The sequence below is a fragment of the Methylobacterium brachythecii genome, assembly GCF_014196345.1.
Classification (GTDB): Bacteria; Pseudomonadota; Alphaproteobacteria; order Rhizobiales; family Beijerinckiaceae; genus Methylobacterium; species Methylobacterium brachythecii.
This window is the reverse complement of record NZ_JACIDN010000001.1, coordinates 284,782-301,911: the sequence shown is the minus strand read 5'-3', so window position 1 is coordinate 301,911 and position 17,130 is coordinate 284,782. Positions and strand designations below refer to the sequence as shown.

General features: G+C 68.3%; 18 protein-coding genes. 11 read left to right on the top strand and 7 right to left on the bottom strand.

The features are described 5' to 3' along the window. Positions 1-73: 73 nt before the first annotated feature. Complete coding sequence (locus GGR33_RS01500; protein WP_425488726.1) at positions 74-430, bottom strand: hypothetical protein; 357 nt, start codon at positions 428-430, stop codon at positions 74-76. Positions 431-916: 486 nt separating this feature from the next. On the opposite strand from GGR33_RS01500, the gene GGR33_RS01495 reads away from it, so the two are divergent. Then, complete coding sequence (locus GGR33_RS01495) at positions 917-1,270, top strand: ArsR/SmtB family transcription factor (RefSeq protein ID WP_183501604.1); 354 nt, start codon at positions 917-919, stop codon at positions 1,268-1,270. Then, entirely contained in the window at positions 1,260-1,754 is a 495-nt protein-coding gene (locus GGR33_RS01490) for an SRPBCC family protein (RefSeq protein WP_183501603.1), read from the top strand. Before GGR33_RS01495 ends, GGR33_RS01490 begins: the two co-directional genes overlap by 11 nt. A gap of 40 nt (positions 1,755-1,794) precedes the next feature. Here the strand turns inward: GGR33_RS01490 and tlpA are convergent, their stop codons facing one another. Further along, complete coding sequence (tlpA, locus tag GGR33_RS01485; RefSeq protein ID WP_183501602.1) at positions 1,795-2,430, bottom strand: thiol:disulfide interchange protein TlpA; 636 nt, start codon at positions 2,428-2,430, stop codon at positions 1,795-1,797. A gap of 36 nt (positions 2,431-2,466) precedes the next feature. Between tlpA and argH the strand changes: the two genes are divergently transcribed. The 3 genes from argH (at position 2,467) to GGR33_RS01470 (ending at position 5,086) form a co-directional block, all read left to right on the top strand. Beyond that, positions 2,467-3,849 (top strand): argininosuccinate lyase, encoded by a 1,383-nt coding sequence (argH, locus tag GGR33_RS01480; RefSeq protein WP_183501601.1) that lies wholly within the window; start codon positions 2,467-2,469, stop codon positions 3,847-3,849. A 98-nt stretch (positions 3,850-3,947) separates the two neighbouring features. Next, positions 3,948-4,238 (top strand): hypothetical protein, encoded by a 291-nt coding sequence (locus tag GGR33_RS01475; protein ID WP_183501600.1) that lies wholly within the window; start codon positions 3,948-3,950, stop codon positions 4,236-4,238. Positions 4,239-4,375: 137 nt separating this feature from the next. Continuing rightward, positions 4,376-5,086 (top strand): invasion associated locus B family protein, encoded by a 711-nt coding sequence (locus GGR33_RS01470; RefSeq protein WP_183501599.1) that lies wholly within the window; start codon positions 4,376-4,378, stop codon positions 5,084-5,086. Between the two features lie 89 nt (positions 5,087-5,175). Here the strand turns inward: GGR33_RS01470 and GGR33_RS01465 are convergent, their stop codons facing one another. Both GGR33_RS01465 and GGR33_RS01460 read right to left on the bottom strand, forming a co-directional pair. Further along, complete coding sequence (locus GGR33_RS01465; protein ID WP_425488725.1) at positions 5,176-5,421, bottom strand: hypothetical protein; 246 nt, start codon at positions 5,419-5,421, stop codon at positions 5,176-5,178. Positions 5,422-5,901: 480 nt separating this feature from the next. After that, positions 5,902-6,642, bottom strand: a complete 741-nt coding sequence (locus GGR33_RS01460; RefSeq protein ID WP_246412708.1) for an HAD family hydrolase — start codon at positions 6,640-6,642, stop codon at positions 5,902-5,904. A gap of 171 nt (positions 6,643-6,813) precedes the next feature. On the opposite strand from GGR33_RS01460, the gene GGR33_RS01455 reads away from it, so the two are divergent. Continuing rightward, positions 6,814-7,680 (top strand): MBL fold metallo-hydrolase, encoded by an 867-nt coding sequence (locus GGR33_RS01455; RefSeq protein WP_183501597.1) that lies wholly within the window; start codon positions 6,814-6,816, stop codon positions 7,678-7,680. A gap of 129 nt (positions 7,681-7,809) precedes the next feature. On the opposite strand, the gene GGR33_RS01450 is transcribed toward GGR33_RS01455, so the two are convergent. Continuing rightward, positions 7,810-10,710 carry a phosphoenolpyruvate carboxylase gene (locus tag GGR33_RS01450; RefSeq protein ID WP_425488738.1) on the bottom strand — a complete coding sequence of 967 codons (2,901 nt, stop codon included), beginning with the start codon at positions 10,708-10,710 and terminating at the stop codon, positions 7,810-7,812. A 270-nt stretch (positions 10,711-10,980) separates the two neighbouring features. On the opposite strand from GGR33_RS01450, the gene GGR33_RS01445 reads away from it, so the two are divergent. From GGR33_RS01445 to GGR33_RS01430, 4 genes are read left to right on the top strand one after another with little or no spacing between them, the layout of a single operon-like run. Further along, a complete protein-coding gene (locus GGR33_RS01445; protein WP_210301799.1) occupies positions 10,981-11,277 on the top strand; it encodes a hypothetical protein in 297 nt (98 codons plus the stop codon). After that, positions 11,274-12,098: a hypothetical protein gene (locus GGR33_RS01440; protein ID WP_183501595.1), complete on the top strand. Its 825-nt coding sequence runs from the start codon at positions 11,274-11,276 to the stop codon at positions 12,096-12,098. Before GGR33_RS01445 ends, GGR33_RS01440 begins: the two co-directional genes overlap by 4 nt. Next, complete coding sequence (locus tag GGR33_RS01435) at positions 12,095-13,780, top strand: DUF4166 domain-containing protein (protein ID WP_343068367.1); 1,686 nt, start codon at positions 12,095-12,097, stop codon at positions 13,778-13,780. The genes GGR33_RS01440 and GGR33_RS01435 overlap by 4 nt, the downstream gene beginning before the upstream one ends. Then, positions 13,777-14,217 carry a cupin domain-containing protein gene (locus tag GGR33_RS01430; protein ID WP_183501594.1) on the top strand — a complete coding sequence of 147 codons (441 nt, stop codon included), beginning with the start codon at positions 13,777-13,779 and terminating at the stop codon, positions 14,215-14,217. The genes GGR33_RS01435 and GGR33_RS01430 overlap by 4 nt, the downstream gene beginning before the upstream one ends. A 4-nt stretch (positions 14,218-14,221) precedes the next feature. Here the strand turns inward: GGR33_RS01430 and GGR33_RS01425 are convergent, their stop codons facing one another. Continuing rightward, positions 14,222-15,217: an aldo/keto reductase gene (locus GGR33_RS01425; protein ID WP_183501593.1), complete on the bottom strand. Its 996-nt coding sequence runs from the start codon at positions 15,215-15,217 to the stop codon at positions 14,222-14,224. Between the two features lie 111 nt (positions 15,218-15,328). Here GGR33_RS01425 and GGR33_RS01420 point away from each other — a divergent pair, with 111 nt between their 5' ends. Beyond that, positions 15,329-16,225 (top strand): LysR family transcriptional regulator, encoded by an 897-nt coding sequence (locus GGR33_RS01420; RefSeq protein WP_183501592.1) that lies wholly within the window; start codon positions 15,329-15,331, stop codon positions 16,223-16,225. Positions 16,226-16,363: 138 nt separating this feature from the next. On the opposite strand, the gene phbB is transcribed toward GGR33_RS01420, so the two are convergent. Beyond that, positions 16,364-17,092, bottom strand: a complete 729-nt coding sequence (gene phbB, locus GGR33_RS01415) for an acetoacetyl-CoA reductase (protein ID WP_183501591.1) — start codon at positions 17,090-17,092, stop codon at positions 16,364-16,366. Positions 17,093-17,130: the final 38 nt, after the last annotated feature.

Here is a 17,130-nt window from a genome sequence, read left to right as displayed (position 1 = left end):
ATCGGCCAGCGGGCAAGGCCGCCGGTCGCGGAATCGAACGACGGCGCGGTGTCTGCCCGATGTCGACGCGGCGTCACACCGCCTCGTAGGCGAACAGCACCGAGATGACCGACAAGCTGACCAAGCCCAGGACGAAGCAGGCATCCGCGGCCGCCTCGAACAGGATCGAGAGGCGGCTCTCGGCAGGCCAGCGCATCGAGAGGTAGGACGAGCCCGCACTCGCGAGAAACAGAACTGCGGTCAGCGCGGCATACTCGTCGACGTGGCTCGGTCCGATGCGTGCCTCGATGATCTTCACGAGGCCGATGAAGGTGGTGCAGACGCCGATCATCGTCGCCGCGCTCGGCAGGATGTGCTGCGAGAGCCCGGCGCCGCTGCCGGCTCCTCTCGGATGGTGCCCGCGACGGGGCGTCATGCTGGCCTGATCCATGTGAACCTCTACTCCCGACGATGCGACTTCGCGTCGTGCTCTTACGGTTCACGTATCCTCGGCCCGATCTCGTAGGGGGCGCGGCTGGATTTTTTTGCAGGCTCGTTACCCAAGGGACAAGCTTGCCTGAGCAATGAGCAGAGATTGGAGCCGGCCACCTTTGTGCGATCGCGCCGCATCCTGTCCGACCGGTAGGAAGAACACGGCCATCAAGGCCGTCGTTGATCCAGTGCTGCAGGCTTGGCGGCCCGAGATGGGCATGAAAGCTGTCTGCATGACGAGACGACCTGACCGCCGATCACCCGGAGGATCAATCCGCCGTCGCGGAATCGAACCGTCATGCCGCGGGTGACCGTCGTTTAACGTCTGGTCCCATCCGGTTTCGACCTTCGGTGGCCGTTCGGAGGGCTCGTACCCTCAAATCGCTCGGCGACCGGTCTCAGCGCCCTTGCGCGGCGCCCCTCTGCGCGCTAGACACTGAACCATATGGTACAGTTTTCGACGGCGCGCCTCGACGCCTCCTTCGCGGCACTCTCGGACGCCACGCGACGCGGCGTCCTGGAGCAGCTCGGCAGTGCGGATGCTTCGATCACGGAGCTCGCCGAGAAATTCCACATGACCCTCACGGGCATGAAGAAGCATGTCGGCGTCCTGGAGCAGGCGGGGCTGGTCACGACGCGGAAGATCGGGCGCGTGCGGACCTGCCGGCTCGGCCTGAGCGGGCTGGACGAAGAAGCGGCCTGGATCGAAGGCCGGCGACGGATCTGGAATGAACGCTTCGACGCGTTGGACCACGTCGTCGCGGCTCTCAAACGGAAGGAGACGAACGATGGGAACTAGGATGGGTGACGGCCGCACGGCGGTCGAACGCAGGTCCGAGCGCGAACTCGCCGTGACGCGCAGCTTCGATGCCCCGGTTCGCCTCGTCTTCGACGCGTGGACCAAGCCAGAACTGTTCAAGCTCTGGTGGGCGCCGAAGTCGAGCCCCGTGCCCATGCTGTCCTGCGAGATGGATGTTCGCACCGGCGGCAGCTACCGCATCGTATTCGGGCACGACGTCGCGAATTCCAGAGCCTTCTTCGGCAAGTATCTCGAGGTGTCGCCGCTCGCTCGCCTGGTCTGGACCAATGACGAAGGCGGTGACGAGGGCGCCGTGACCACGGTGACCTTCGAGGAGGAAGACGGCCGCACGCGGCTGGTCCTGCAGGAACTCTATCCCTCGAAGGAAGCGCTCGACCAGTCGTTCGTCGGCATGGAAGACGCGGCGCCCGAGCAGTTCGGACAGTTGGACGAGCTTCTGGCCACCCTGGGCGACGGCGTGTGACTGAGCCAGCCCTGGACCCAATCGGCTCAGGTCTCGCCCCTTAGCTCGCCCCCCCGATCAGCGCCCGGATCAGCGCCTTGCCGTCCTCGCTCGCCCACTCCGCCGGCCCCTTCATCACGCCGACCTCGCAGCCTCCGGCATCGACCAGCATCGTCGTCGGCAGGCCGGTCGAGCCGGTCTGCTGCTGGACGGCGGGCAGCACCTTGCCGGCCGGATCTCCGTAATAGGCCAGTGCCTTGATACCGGCGTCGGCGAGCCATTTGCGCGGCTTGTCGAGGTTTCGGGTCTCGATGTTGATCGTGACGACCTGAAAACGCTCGCCGCCGAACTCGGCCTGCAGCCGGTCGAGGGCCGGCATCTCGGCCTTGCAGGGGGCGCACCATGTCGCCCAAAGATTGACCAGCAGCGCCTTACCCTTGAGCGCCGCGAGATCGATGTCGGCGCCGTCCGGGCCCTTGAAGTGCAGGGCGGCGGCCGGCTTCGGTTCGCCCGCCGTCTCCAGGGCCGCGACATCGCCGCGCGAGAGCGGGGCGATCCGCTTCACGGTGGCGGCCGCGCCCGGGCACGGCTCGGCCGCGGCGAGGTTGCCGATCTTCGAGCCGGTCCCGTATAGGGCGAGCCCAGCGAGGATCGCGGCGGCGAGGCCACCCGCGACGAGAGGCATGCGGTTCGTCATCAGGATCGGTGCTCCGGCAGGAAGGTGACGTCAGACATGAGCAACCGGATGTGGGGCGGAAGGTTCGCAAGCGGCCCCGCCGAGATCATGGAGGAGATCAACGCCTCCATCGGGTTCGACAAGAAGCTGGCCCCCCAGGACATCCGCGGCTCGCTGGCGCATGTCGCGATGCTGGGCGAGGCCGGAATTCTCCCGAAGGACGATGTGGCAGCGATCCAGGCCGGGCTCAAGACGGTGGAGTCCGAGATCGAGCGCGGCGAATTCGTCTTCGACCGGGCGCTCGAGGACATTCACATGGCGGTGGAGAGCCGCCTGACGCAGATCGTCGGCCCGTCGGCCGGACGCCTGCACACGGCCCGCTCGCGCAACGACCAGGTCGCCACCGACATGCGGCTCTGGGTGCGCGACACCCTGGATTCCCTCGACTCCCAAGCCGCCGACCTGCAGCGCGCGCTGGCCCAGACGGCGTTGAAGCATGCCGGCACGGTGATGCCCGGCTTCACGCATCTGCAATCGGCCCAGCCGGTGACCTTCGGCCACCATTGCCTCGCCTATGTCGAGATGCTCGGCCGCGACCGCGGCCGTTTTCGCGATGCGCGTGCCCGGTTGAACGAGTGCCCGCTCGGCGCGGCGGCACTCGCCGGCACCTCGTTCCCGATCGACCGGCACGCCACGGCGGCGGCGCTCGGCTTCGACCGGCCGACGGCGAATTCGCTCGATTCCGTCGCCGATCGCGATTTCGCGCTGGAATCGCTCTCTTCCGCCTCGATCTGCGCGATCCACCTGTCGCGCCTCGCCGAGGAGCTGGTGGTCTGGACCTCGGCCCAATTCAACTTCGTGAAGCTGTCGGATGGCTACACCACCGGCTCGTCGATCATGCCGCAGAAGCGCAATCCGGACGCGGCAGAGCTGATCCGCGCAAAGTCCGGCCGGATCATCGGCGCGTTGACCGGCCTGCTGATCGTGATGAAGGGGCTGCCGCTCGCCTATTCGAAGGACATGCAGGAGGACAAGGAAGGCACCTTCGACGCCCTGCAGTCGCTCTCGCTCTGCCTCGCTGCGATGACCGGCATGGTGCGCGACCTCCAGCCGGTGGCCGACGTGATGAAGCGCGCCGCGGGTTCCGGCTACGCCACCGCCACCGATCTCGCCGATTGGCTGGTGCGGGAGCTCGGCATGCCGTTCCGCGAGGCGCATCACGTCACCGGCCGCCTCGTCGGCCTCGCCTCGGGCCAGGGCATCGGGCTCGAAGAGCTGACGCTGCCGGCGATGCAGGAGGTCGAGCCGCGCCTGACGGATGCGATCTACGATGTCCTCGGCGTCGAGAACTCGGTGAAGAGCCGCACCAGCTACGGCGGCACCTCACCGGTGAACGTGAAGGCCCAGGCGGAACGCTGGCTCGCGGCGCTGGATGCCTAAAAAAATCTCGCCGGCAACCTGTGGAAAGCCGGCGCGTTCATGGTTCAGCTAACTGCCGCTCCGTATGGGTGTGCGGAAGCGTAGCGGAGACCGTGCCCATGGCCGTCGAGAGTTGGATCACCCCCGAAGAGACCCCGGCGCTCGCCGAAGCCGCCATGGCCGTCATCGAGGGTCGTCTCAGCCGGATCTCGGCGACTGAGCGCGAGGCCTACTGGGCTTCCATCCGCAAGGCCTACAACACGCCCTACAACCCACCGGCCAGCAAGCGCTCGGCTAAGACCGCACAGGTCTCGGTCATCGCGATCTCGACCGATGCGCTTCCCGCGATCGAGGTGCAGGCCGCAGCGCTCGCAGCCTCCGCTTTGCCGGCCGAGATCCAGGCGGCCTGAACGGCCGACCGCCCGGCAAACGGCGGCCCTGCGTGGATAAATCTGTGCCGCCACGGCGACAGCGCGGCGTTTCGCCGTAAAATCGCACCGTTGCGCACGTTCCGTTGCGCGATCGTTCGCGTTCCGGAACCCTGCCGATGCTTCATCTCTACCGCCGCGCCTCTGCCGGCTTGCTCGGACTCGCGCTGCCCGGCCTGCTCGCCGTCGCGGGCTTGAGCGCCACGGCCCCAGTCGATGGCGCCCGAGCGCAGGAGGCGGCTCCCGCCGCTGCCGAGGAAGCGCCGAGCCGCGGCCGGCGTCGTGGCCGTCACTCACGCGCCGAGAAGCCCGCGGCGGCCGCGAAGGGACCCGCGCTGCCGCCGGGCATGCAGCAGGCCACGCCGGTGGTGACGTTCGGCGACTGGAACGTCTTCACCAACGGCCAGCAAGCCAAGGGCCGCGTCTGCTACGCCATCGCCCAGCCGCAGACCCGCACGCCGAAGACCCTGGCGCGCGACACTGCCTACCTCTTCGTCACCGTCCGCAAGGGCGAGAACGTCCAGAACGAGATTGCGGTGATGTTCGGCTTCAAGCCGAAGCCGGCCGCCGCCCAAGCGAAGCCGGGGGCGACGGCGGCCAAGACCGATCCCTACATCGCGCTGGGCAGCACGCGCTTTGGCCTCGTGGTCAAGGACGAGAATGCCTGGGTGCAGAACCAAGCAGAGGAAGCCCGGATCGTCGCGGAAATGGGCAAGGCGCAGACCGCCACCGTTCACACCATCTCGGCACGCGGTAAGCCGACGAGCGACGAATACGCGATGGGCGGCTTCGCCGATGCCGTGAAGCGGGCGCGTGAGGAGTGCAAATAGGCCGGTTCGGGCCGCTCCCGACAAAAAGCCGCCGGACCGATGATCTCGGCCGGCGGCTTTTTTCGTTCTGCGGACCCGCCCGCAGGCGATCAGACGGCCTGTAGCAGCGGCTGACGGGCGGATCTGGCTCCCGGGCGCGACCGTTCGCGGGCAGCCCGGGTCGCCTGCTCGAAGCTGCGGAACAGGGTGCCGTCGAGCGTGTCGAAGCCGCGCTCGGACGAGTAGAAGCGCACGCCGCCATGCTCCGGTACGGCGATGCCGGCAGTGGTTTCGCCAACCTCGATCACACGCGCGGTCATGCGGTCGTGCGGGGTCGGGTCGGTCAGGGACTTCAAGGCAGGCTTGATAGAAGTCGTGGTTGACGCTGACATCGGATCAATGATCTCCGGCGACCTTTCAAAGGCCAAAAACGACGAAAAAGCGGGGTGCGGGACGGCGAAGTCTCGCAAAGCTTCAGCGTCGACAGAGTTGGGCCGGCCGGCGGGAAATATTCACAATACGTCTCAAGCTCGTTGCACGGAGCACGGGAAGTCCTCCTCGATGAAGGACCACGGGGCGTCGGGCGCCTCGTGATGCTTTAGCGTTTGATGACGCGGCGCAAGCTATCCACTTCAAATCACCGCGGTATGACGATCTCACACAACATCAGGGTGCCTATTCGGGTTCCCTTGGTCAACGGAATGTTCTTTCGAAGTTTGTTGCAATCGCGAAAGAAACCCGGCGCCAGTCAAGGCTCGAACAGATCCAACTTACAAGTACGCGGTTTCGTCTGGAATCATACCAAGACTAGACAACAGACGGACGACGAACCGCCTCTAAGCAAGAGACGGTTGGAGCCCCGTCGGCAATCCGCCGATCAGCTTGCCGAGCTGCCGATAATCGCGGAAGACGTGCCCCGCACCAGCCTCAGCAAGATCCCTGCCATCCCGGTCGTGACCCCAATGGCCGCCCCCGGTGAAGCCGATGACGCGCATCCCGGCGGCCCGTGCCGCGATCACGCCGGGCACGCTGTCCTCGATCACGAGGCAGTCTTCCGGCGCAGCACCCATCTCGGCGGCGGCATGGAGGAAGAGATCGGGAAACGGTTTTCCGCGCGCGACCATGGCCGAGGAGAATAAGCGACCGTCGAAGAGCGGCAGCAGGCCGGTGAGCGTCAGCGAGTGGCGCAGACGGACCGGGTCGCTGCTCGACGCCACACAGGTCGGGATCTCGAGCGCCTGGATGGCCTCCGCCGCGCCGGTCATGGCCTGCAGCTCCCGATCGAACACCCCGAGCGTCTCCATCTTCACCGCGTCGACGAAGCCATCGGGCACGGTGACGGCCGGATAGTCGCGGGCGATGTGCTCCATGATCGAGGTCATGGAGGTGCCGGCGAAGCGTCGGCGCACGGTCTCGACGTCGATATCGACGCCGATGCGGTTCAGGCCGGCGGTGAGCGTTGCGAGGCTCAGCGGCTCGGAATCGACCAGCACACCGTCGCAATCGAAGATCACCAGGGCAGGGCGGGCGCCAGCCGGTGCGGCGAGATCCAAACCCGCACGCATCCGTTCGCTCATGTCGCCTCCGCGCCGTGCTTCTCAGGTGCGGGCCTCCTGGCATGGGGCAGGCGGACTGGCAACGCCGTGCCTCTCGCCCTGCCCAGCGGCGGCGGATAAGGGTGTGTGGGCCGCCCGGATCGCGTCTGGGATGCGCTTCACCGGTTTCTGTAGCGACGGAAAGATCCGACCGTGCCCGGCTACCTGCCCTTCGCGGGAGCGCTCCAGCTCCCGGGCTTCACCTGCGACAATTGCGGGTTCTGGCAGCGGCATTTCGAGGTGCCGCCGTACTGTCCGATGTGCCTCGATGCGCGCCACGTGGTGCCGCAGAAGGGCTGGCGCTTCCTCACCGAGCGCCAAGCGCAGGCGGAATTCCCCTGCCACTGGCAGGAGCTGGAGCCGGGCGTCTGGCGCTTCTGGAACGATCCCGTCAGCGGCATCGGCCCGAGCGCCTACCTGGTCCAGACCGATGCCGGGAACATGGGCTTCGAGGGTTGCCCGGTCTTCAGCGAGGCGGCCCTGGAGCAGATCGCGCGGCTCGGCGGGATGCACGTGCTCTCGGCCTCGCACCCGCATTCCTATGGGGCGCTGGTGCAGCTGCAGGACCGCTTCGACCCGGAGCTGTGCCTGCCCGCTGCGGACTTCACCTGGAGCGCAGCGCTCCAGGTCTCCTGGCCCTACGACGACTTTCTGGAGCCGCTGCCGGGGCTGGAGCTGCACCGCACGGCCGGCCATTTCGATGGGCACGCCGTGCTGTTCGATCGCGGGCGAAAGATCTGCTTCTGCGGCGATGCCTTCAAGTTCGAGCTCGATCCGGCCGACTTCCGCCGGGCGCTTACGATCTCGGCCCACAAGGCCTTCGTGCGCGGCGTGCCGCTGACGCCGAACGAACTCAGACGCTACCGGGACGTCTTCGAGCGGCTCGATTTCACCCAGACCTGGACACCCTTCGAGCCGGCGGCGAATTGCGGCCGGCCCGAAGTGTTGGCGCTGCTCGATAGCTTGCTGGAGGGGCGCTCGCATGCGGCGCCCGTGCCGTTGGAGAACTTGAAGATTTGACCACCGTCATTCCGGGGCCGCGAAGCGGAACCCGGAATCCACGACTGACCTCGACAATGGGTTTCGGCCGCGCATCGCGGGTGGATTCCGGGTTCGCCTACGGCGGCCCGGAATGACGGGTGATGATGGTCACCCGAACGCTCCGACCTCATGCTGGATCATGCCTGAGATCTCCCGCACCCGCAGGAACAGCCGGCGCATCGGCTGGAACAGCGTGGCGTGCTCGGCCTCGTAGGTGCCGACGTCACGCGGGCCGGGTGGCTCGCCGAAATTCAGGCCGAGCGTTGGGTCCGGGGTGATCGGAAATACCTCGTCGAGCAGAGTGAGGCAGCCGTCGATGTCGAGGCGCAGGAAGCGCTCCAGCAGCGCCTCGCGCGTGATCCCCGATTGCGGCCGGAAGCTCGGGATGTGCACGGCCAGGAACCAGATCCGGTGGATCAGGGCGAGCCGGATCGCGTGGAGCAGGGTCAGCCGCACCGGCATCGTGGCGAGGTCGGGGGCGGCGGTCTGCAGCGAGAGCCAGTCGGTGGTCAGCCGCCCGAACAACCGGCGCAGGTCCGGGGCGAGGTTGAGGCGTTCGAGCGCACCGGCGACGACGATCAGTTCGTCGCGCCGTGCGTCACGGCGGGTGCGCCGCGCCCGCTCCAGCCAGACCGCCGGATCGAGGGTGTCGATATAGGCGCGCAGCACGTCGAGATCGCCGACGCTCGCCGCATGCTGGACGAGACGGAAAGCCCGCGAGAACCGCACCGATTCCTCCCGCATCAGCCGGAAGAGATCCGGCGAGCGCGAGGCCGCGCGGCCGATGCCGTGCAGGGAGTTCGCCAGAAACCCGAGCTGGTGCAGGATCGCGTTGTTGGGGATCGCCCTGAGCTGGCGCGGATGCGTGATCATCACAGGGCCGCCGCTGTCGGACTGGCGTGCCGCAGGACGTGAGCCGGTCTTGTCGATCAGCCCCGGCCCGAAAGTGCCGAGGAGCGCGGCATAGCCCGGATCCTCGACCAACTCTTCCATGGACTGGCGCGCAGCCCGGAAGAACTCGGCGGCAAAGTCGGCCTCCGCGTAGATCGGATCGCGGCCCGCGCCGCCGGCCCGCGGCGCATCGTTCATGACGTAGTCGGCGAAGGCGTCCTCGTCGCTCAGTTCGTCGGCGAAGACATGCTCGGCGATGCGGGCGACGCTGGCGCTGGCAAGCTCCGCCGAGCCGAACATCAGGTAGCCGTCCGAGCCCTGGAAGCTCGATTCGAGCCGCACCTTGATCCCGTCGGCCTGGTTCTTCTCGCGGGCGCCCTCGGGGGCGAGATAGGCGAGGCGGTCTGCGAGGCTGGCCGGATGGGCACCGCGGCCGATCGACTCGCCATGGGTGTCGAAGATCACGAGCTCGACGTCGGTCAGCTCGTTCTGCACCATCAGCTCGGTGATGCGCAGGCGCAGTCGCTCGATCCAGAAGGTCGCCGCGAGCTGGCCGACGTAGCGACCTGAATCCGAGTAGCCGAACTGCACGCAGAGCCGGCCGAGCCGCTTGAGATGGCGGCGCCAATGCGGGTTGCGCAGCGCATCGTCGAGGACGCGGATACCCTGTTCGAGGGCGCTCGCGGTCTCGAAGAGCGGCGTGATCTCGAGCCGGTCGGCGATGCCGTAATGGCGCGCCAGCCAAAGCGCGGAGAGCAGGGTGTAGCCGGTCTCGGTCTCGGCGATCAGGAAGCGGACGGGGTGCGTGCCGTCGACGTGTTTCAGGATCTGCGCGATCGTCATCATCAGTCGTGCGGCCGAGGCGCGTTCGGCGGCGAGCGCGCCGAAATCCACCACGACCGGCTGCACGTCGTTGAGCAGCGTGTTGATCGTCGAGAGATGCGAGCGGCGGTGCGCGGTGTCGGTCGGCTCGCCTTCGAGGTCGATCACACGGCGCACCGCGTTGTGGACCTGGCTGGCGTTCAGCCGGAAATGCGGAAGGGCGTTGGACAAGCCATGCGCCGCGATGCCGGAGCGCAGCACTGCGATGGCGCGCCGGTCCTCGTCGGTCTCGGCGGCACTGATCGCCGCGGTGAGACCGGCGAGCAGCGGGCCGGAATCCACCTGCGCGCGCTCCCGCTCGATGATCAGAGCCAGCGCGAAGCGATGCACGGCTTCGAGCGAGGGCTTGGTGCCGAGCAGCGGCGCGCCGGCGAGCTGGCGCTTTACGGAATCGAGGGCGCCGGCCGTCAGCTCACGCACGACCTTCGTCGCGGGCACGTCGGGCAGGTCACGCATGACGCGGTCGAGCTGCATGCGCTTGGAGATCAGGCGGTACCGCAGCGTGTCCCACCAGCCGATATCCGTTCGGCCGTCGGTGTCGCAGCCGACCCAGGAGGCGATGGCGAGGGGCTTGGGGACGATCTCGGTCCAGCGGTCGGGCCAGCGCTCGCGGGCGGCGTCGAGGAGCGCACCGTTGAACAGGTCGAGGGCGCTCCGGCCGTGATTAGCCGCGATGCAGGCCTGCTCGAACTCGTCGTCCAGGCTGATGCTCGCATCCGGCCGTGACGACAGACCGGCCGCATTCTCGACGAGCGCGGAGCGGGCGTTTCGATCCGTCGTCGAGGCGGCCTCGGCAAGGGTCGCCGCGACGGCTTTCGGCATGCCGAAGGTGGGATGCGCGGTGAAGACCGCCGCGAAGGCGGTGCGCCCGACCAGATCACGAAACACCTTCAGGTCGCCCTCGCGCCTCGCGATTCCCGCCACGAGGCGCCCGGCGAGGTCCGCCTCGGCGCCGGAGGCGGCATCCGGTCCGAGGCCGACATAGGCGCGCAGCCTGCCCGCCCGCTCGTCAAGGGCATGTCGACGGAGGCTCTGGAACAGCGCGTCGAGATCATCCTCGCCGATCTCCTCGCGGTCGAAACGGCGCGTGATCGCGAGCGTCACGGCGAGCACCGGATTGCGGAAGGGATCGTCGGCGGACTGGGCGCGCGATTGCGCCACCAGCTCCAAGAGCTCGGCTTCCAGCGCCTCCGCGGTGACGGAGGGCGTGCGCATGGTGGGGCGATCGTCGCGCATCACGGTCACCGGATCTTCGCCGAGAGAGGGGGCACGCCCGAGGCGGTCGTCGAGTGGCATCGGATCATCCCATCCGCTCCGGCCGGCCCCGCGCATCGTGGGGCGGCGGTGTTCTCATCGTCGGGCCTGCGACGCAAGGACCGTTCCTCTATGGCGGCCACGCTTCCTGCGACGATCTGCGGGTGCAACGGCCGGCGAGGTGGGGTAACGCTGATCGCGGCCATGGAAACGCTCTTGATCCTCGGCGCGGTTGCGGTTGCCGGTCTCGCCTTGGCCTTCGCCTCGGCGATTTCCGCACGATCGCGCCGTCCTCCCTTGCGGATGCAACGGGAGGATGACCTTGCCGAGGGCGGCGAGGATTTCCTGATCCGGAGTCTGCGCCCGCCCCCGCGCAGCCCGATCGACCGCAGCCAGCCGATCGTCGACGCCGACTGGACCGAGGTCCGGGAGAGCGACGGTCACCTGATCGATGCGACATCCGTCGAGGCGGAGATGATCGAAGCCAAGCTCATCGACGGCCCATCGAGGACGAACCCGAAGGCATCGCGCGGGCGCCTGGGACGATGATCGCGCGCGTTCCCCTGAAGGCCGCGCTGGTCGCGGCGTCCCTGCTGCTGGCCGCAAGGGCCATGGCGCAGGAGCCGGAGGCCGCCTCTCCGCCGGCCGGCGAGCAGACACAGCCCAAGCCCGCGAATCCGAAGCCGCGCCCGAAACCCAAACCGAAGCCCAAACCCGCACCCCAAGCGGAGCAGCCTGATGCCGGCAAGCCGCCGCTTCGCACCGGAGGCGGCGAGCCGCAGGGAGCGGCTGCCGTGCCGCCGCTGCTGCCTGCAGCGCCTCCTACCCCGGCAGCGGTTTCCGGCCCTCCCGTGGCCTGCGACCCCGGCCAGTCGGTGCTCTATGACGGGCCCAAGGAGTTCTCGGTCTGGGTGACCCGGACCGGTGCCGTGACGGTCGACAACCCGCTTCGGCCGTTGACTCCGGACGTGACCCGCGTCGTCCAGCTCGTGATCGGCGACAAGATCGCCACCGCCTATGGCCGCGATCTCGCCTCACTGCGCCGCGGGGCGTCCCCGGCTGCGCTTGAGAGCCTGCTCGGCGGCCCGGTCCGCTGGGATGCCCAGCTCGGCACCCTTCCGGATTCCTTCGAGATCGTGTCGGACGCGAACGCACCGCTCGCACAGATGCGCTTCAAGGAATGCGGCACCGCTCCTGCCGCCAAGGCGGCTCCTGTGCCGGTCGCCAAGAAAGACGCGAAGAAAGAGAAGAAGCCGAAGGCGCCGCGCAAGGAGCCGGCCGGCGCAGCTGCCGGTGGGACGGCGCCAGCCGGCCGCACCGCCGCGCCGCCGCGCCAGTTCAACATCCCGCAGGGCGCCATCTCCGAGTGAGCGACGTTTCCCGCGAGCCGGCCGTGCTGGTCGTCGGTGGAAGCGGCGCCTTCGGCTCGCGTCTCGTCGCCGGCCTCGTCGCGACGACGACGGTTCCGGTGGTCGTCGCGGGTCGCGACCTCGGCAAGGCGGAGGCGACGGCGCGGCTTCACCCGGCCGGCCGGGTGCGGGCCGTCCGGCTCGATGCGGCCGCGGTCACCTCGGAAACGCTGACGGCACTCTGCCTGCGCCTCGTCGTCGATGCGGCCGGCCCGTTCCAGGGTACGGAGCCTCGTCTCGCACGCGCGGCCATCGCGGCCGGACTGCCGTATCTCGACCTCGCCGACGCCCGCGATTTCGTCGCGGATTTCGACCGGCTCGACGGAGAGGCGCGGGCTGCCGGTGTCGCCGCACTGACGGGCGCCAGCTCGACGCCGGCCCTCTCGAACGCCGCGCTCGATGCCCTGACCGCCGGCTGGCGCCGCGTCGAGGCCGTCTCCGTGGCGATCGTGCCGGGCAATCGCGCGCCGCGCGGGCTCTCGGTGATGCGGGCGATCCTGTCCTATGCCGGGCAGCCGGTCCGCGTGTTTCGCGACGGGGCGTGGGAGCAACGGCCCGGGTGGGGATTGCTGACGCGCATCGGCGTTCCCGGTCTCGGCCGCCGTTGGGCGGCGCTCTGCGAAACTCCCGACCTCGACATCGTGCCGGCGCGATGGCCCCAGGCACGCAGCGTCGTGTTTCGCGCCGGGCTCGAATTGAGCCTCCTGCATCTCGGCCTCTGGCTCGCCAGCCTGCCGGTGCGGCTGCGGCTTCTGCCCTCGCTGATTCCCTTCGCTCGGCCTTTCCTCGCCATGGCCGGTGCGCTCGACCGCTTCGGCAGCGATCGCGGCGGCATGGTCGTCGAGGCGCTGGGACGGGACCGCGACGACCGACCGATCCAGGCAACGTGGAGCCTTGTGGCACAGGCGGGGGACGGTCCCTCCGTGCCGACGTTGCCGGCCCTGGCGGCGATCCGGCGCATGGCCGATCCGGCCGCGGCTCCGGTTCCGTCCGGCGCACGCGCTTGTGTCGGATTGCTGCCCCTCGCCGCAATCGAGGCTGAAATGCGCCGGCTACGGATCGAGAGCCGCGTTGATGTCTGGCATCCCCAGCCCCTATTCGAGCGGGCTATCGGGGCCGGCTTCGCCGCGATGCCGGCCCCGATCCGCGTGCTGCATGGCGCGACTGGCGGACTGACCTTCGCGGGCGAGGCCGAGGTGACGCGAGGCAGCGGGCTCGCCGTCGGCTTGCTCGCGACCTTTTTTCGGCTGCCGCACACGACGACGGCCTGCCCGGTGCGCGTGACGATCCGGCCGGAAAGAGGCACCGAACTCTGGACGCGGCGCTTCGGCAGCGAACGCTTCTCGAGTGTGATGAGCCTTGCGCCAGGCGGCGAGGGGCGCAGCCTGTTTCGAGAGCGCTTCGGCCCGTTCTCGATGGATCTCGCGGTGAACGCCCATGCGCAGGGCCTCGACATGACGGTCACGGGCTGGCGGCTCGGCCCCCTGCCACTGCCGCGATCCCTGAGTCCGGCGACGCGGGCGAGCGAACGTGTGGACGAGCACGGTCGCTTCAGTTTCGATGTCGCCCTGCTCCTGCCCCTCGTCGGGCTCCTGGTGCATTACAGGGGCTGGCTGGTGCCGGAATGGGAGGATCGCCGATGATCGAGGGGCTCAGCGTCATCGAGGTGATCGCGACCCTCGGCCTGAAGCCGCACCCGGAAGGCGGCCATTATCGCGAGACGTTCCGTGATCCCCGCACGATCGAGGGGCGCTCGGTCGGCACGGCGATCTACTACCTGCTCGACGTCGGTGAGGTCTCGGCCTGGCACCGGGTCGACGCCGCCGAGATCTGGCACTGGTATGCCGGCGCGCCGATGGTCATCACCATGAGCGGCAACGGGCACGATGCCGAGGCTCACCATCTCGGCCCCGACATCCTGCGCCGCCAGCGCCCCCAGCTCGTCGTGCCGGCCGGTCACTGGCAGACGGCGGCGAGCCTCGGCGCCTGGACGCTGGTCGGCTGCACCGTCTCGCCCGGCTTCGACTTCGCCGGTTTCGAGATGGCGCCGCCGGACTGGCGCCCGATGCCGCGCCAGTGATGAATCAGCCGCGCGGCCTCTCGCTATCGAGATGGCCCATCTGCGCGGCGGGGTAGCGCGAGCCTGCTGCGGCGCCCTTCGGTACGGCCCCCTCGATCGCCGCGAGATCCTCGGCGCTCAGGCTGAACGCGACGGCGCCGAGGGCTTCCTGCAGCCGATCCCGGCGCCTCGCCCCGACCAGGGGCACGATGTCCTCACCCTGCGCAGCGACCCAGGCGATGGCGACCTGCGCGACACTGACACCTTTCGCCTCGGCGATCGCGCGGAGAGCCTCGACGAGGGCGAGATTCGCATCGAGGTTCTCACCCTGGAAGCGGGGGCTCATGCCACGGAAGTCGCCCTGGCCCTGTCCCTTCTGCCAGTGCCCACTGATCAAGCCGCGCGAGAGCACGCCGTAGGCCGTGATGCCGATGCCGAGTTCACGACACGTGGCGAGGATGTCGTCCTCGATGCCGCGCGAGATCAGCGAGTACTCGATCTGCAGGTCGCTGATCGGGTGGACGGCGGCCGCACGCCGGATCGTCTCGGATCCGGCTTCCGACAAACCGATATGCCTGACGCGGCCGGCCTTCACCTCTTCGGCGATGGCGCCGATCGTCTCCTCGATCGGCACGTTCGGATCGACCCGGGCCGGGCGGTAGATATCGATGTGGTCGGTGCCGAGCCGCTGCAGCGTGTAGGCGAGGAAATTCTTCACGGCCAAGGGACGCGCGTCGTAACCGCTCCAGCCGCCGCCGGCGTTGCGCAGGGCGCCGAACTTCACGCTGATCTGCGCCTCGTCGCGGCGCCCCTTCAGGGCCTCGCCGATGAGCATCTCGTTATGCCCCATGCCGTAGAAGTCGCCGGTATCGATCAGCGTCATCCCGGCTTCGAGCGCGGCGTGGACCGTCGCGATGCTCTCCGCCCGGTCGGACGGCCCGTAGAGATCCGACATGCCCATCGCTCCGAGCCCGAGGGCCGAGACCCCGGGGCCGGTCTTGCCGAGTTGCCTGTGCTTCATGATCGTTCTCCGCTGGCTCATGCCTCCATGAGCCGTTGCAGCGGATATGCATCGAGGCCAGTCGTGCGATAAGCCGGCCTCAGCCGCACGCCTTGTCCGGAATTTCGCACAATGCCCGATCCCGATCTCGCGGATCTCGACGCATTCGTCGCCGTCGCCCGCGCCCGCAGCTTTCGAGGAGCGGCCAGGCTGAAAGGCATGTCGGCCTCCGCGCTCAGCGAGGCCCTGCGCCGGCTTGAGGCACGGCTCGGCTCGCGCCTCCTCAACCGCACGACACGCAGCGTGACGCCAACCGAAGCAGGAGCCCAGCTCCTCGAACGTATCGCCCCGGCCATCCGCGAGATCGGCAGCGCGCTCGAAGCCGTGAACGGCTCACCCGATGTCCCGGCGGGAACACTGCGGCTCAACGCGCCGACCGTCGTCGCTCGCCACATCCTGCCCTCGATCGTGAGCCGTTTCCTACTGGCCCATCCGAGGATCAGCCTGGAGGTCGAGAACAACGACAGCTTCATTGATGTCCTTGCCGAAGGATTCGACGCCGGCATCCGTTACGAGGAGAGCGTCGAGCGGGACATGGTCGCAGTGCCGATCGGCCCGCGCATGCAGCGCTACGTGCTGGCAGCCTCACCGGCTTATCTCGCGGCGCGGGGCGTACCCGAGCACCCGCGCGACCTGCTGGCCCATGCCTGCATCCGGCATCGCTTCGCCAGCCGGGTGACCGCCCAATGGGAGTTCGAGAGGGATGGGGAGACGATACGGATCGTGCCGTCCGGGCAGCTCATCGCAACGTCAGCCGAGCTGGAAGCTCAGGCGGCCATCGCCGGGCTGGGGTTGATCTGCACGTTCGAGGAGTATCTGGCAGAGGGCTTGGCGACGGGCGCACTGGTGCCGCTGCTCGAAGACTGGCTGCCGCCGTTCTCGGGGCCACGCCTCTACTACGCCCAGAGGCAGCACATGCCGCCGCCGCTGCGAGCCTTCATCGATTTCATCAAGGTCGACAACGGCTAATCACCGTTATTGCCAGCGCAGCGAAGCAATGACGGCTCGATAGGCCCCGAAGCGCGGAGCGCGTAGGCAAGCGCGACTGCGCGCCGCCGCGCGTGCGGCGGACGCCCCTGAGCGCTCTGCGCTCAGGGGCAACTCACATCAGGTAATATACTGCGCGCCGTTGATGGTGAGCGTCGAGCCGGTGATGAAGCCCGAGGAATCGTCGGCGAGGTACTCCACCGCGCGAGCGATTTCTTCCGCCTCGCCGAGTCGGCCGACCGGGATCGTCGAGATGATCTTGTTCCGGATGTCCTCGGCGACCGCCATCACCATGTCGGTGGCGATGTAGCCCGGCGCGATCACGTTGACCGTGATGCCCTTCGAAGCGCTCTCCTGGGCGAGTGCCTTGGCGAAGCCGATCACGCCGGCCTTGGCAGCCGAGTAATTGGTCTGGCCGGCCTGGCCCTTCTGGCCGTTGATCGACGAGATCAGGATGATGCGGCCGAACTTACGCTCGCGCATGCCCTCGATCAGCGGGCGCGTGACGGTAAAGGCAGAGTCGAGATTGGTCTTGATGACCGCCTGCCATTTCTCGAAGCTCATCTTATGGAACGCGCCGTCGCGGGTGATGCCGGCATTGTTCACGAGGATGTCGACCGGGCCGACCTCGGCCTCGATCTGCTTGATGCCGGCCTCGCAGGCGGCGTAATCGCCGACGTCGAACTTGAAGACGGGGATGCCGGTCTCGGCCTTGAAGGCGTTGGCGGCCTCGTCGTTGCCGCCGTAATTGGCGGCGACCTTGTAGCCCTTGGCCTGAAGGCCCTTCGAGATGGCGGCGCCGATGCCGCGCGTTCCGCCCGTCACGAGGGCGACGCGTCCACTAGCCATGGTTTCCTCCGTCGTTTTTGATTGAATTCGTCGGACTT

Bases quoted from the DNA above. Each gene is read 5' to 3' on its own strand.
- GGR33_RS01490 (WP_183501603.1), top strand. From the start codon at position 1,260: ATGGGAACTAGGATGGGTGACGGCCGCACGGCGGTCGAACGCAGGTCC.
- phbB (WP_183501591.1), bottom strand. From the start codon at position 17,092: ATGGCTAGTGGACGCGTCGCCCTCGTGACGGGCGGAACGCGCGGCATC.
- GGR33_RS01470 (WP_183501599.1), top strand. From the start codon at position 4,376: ATGCTTCATCTCTACCGCCGCGCCTCTGCCGGCTTGCTCGGACTCGCG.
- tlpA (WP_183501602.1), bottom strand. From the start codon at position 2,430: ATGACGAACCGCATGCCTCTCGTCGCGGGTGGCCTCGCCGCCGCGATC.
- argH (WP_183501601.1), top strand. From the start codon at position 2,467: ATGAGCAACCGGATGTGGGGCGGAAGGTTCGCAAGCGGCCCCGCCGAG.
- GGR33_RS01420 (WP_183501592.1), top strand. From the start codon at position 15,329: ATGCCCGATCCCGATCTCGCGGATCTCGACGCATTCGTCGCCGTCGCC.
- GGR33_RS01430 (WP_183501594.1), top strand. From the start codon at position 13,777: ATGATCGAGGGGCTCAGCGTCATCGAGGTGATCGCGACCCTCGGCCTG.
- GGR33_RS01460 (WP_246412708.1), bottom strand. From the start codon at position 6,642: ATGAGCGAACGGATGCGTGCGGGTTTGGATCTCGCCGCACCGGCTGGC.
- GGR33_RS01500 (WP_425488726.1), bottom strand. From the start codon at position 430: ATGGATCAGGCCAGCATGACGCCCCGTCGCGGGCACCATCCGAGAGGA.
- GGR33_RS01450 (WP_425488738.1), bottom strand. From the start codon at position 10,710: ATGCGCGACGATCGCCCCACCATGCGCACGCCCTCCGTCACCGCGGAG.
- GGR33_RS01425 (WP_183501593.1), bottom strand. From the start codon at position 15,217: ATGAAGCACAGGCAACTCGGCAAGACCGGCCCCGGGGTCTCGGCCCTC.
- GGR33_RS01440 (WP_183501595.1), top strand. From the start codon at position 11,274: ATGATCGCGCGCGTTCCCCTGAAGGCCGCGCTGGTCGCGGCGTCCCTG.
- GGR33_RS01495 (WP_183501604.1), top strand. From the start codon at position 917: ATGGTACAGTTTTCGACGGCGCGCCTCGACGCCTCCTTCGCGGCACTC.
- GGR33_RS01475 (WP_183501600.1), top strand. From the start codon at position 3,948: ATGGCCGTCGAGAGTTGGATCACCCCCGAAGAGACCCCGGCGCTCGCC.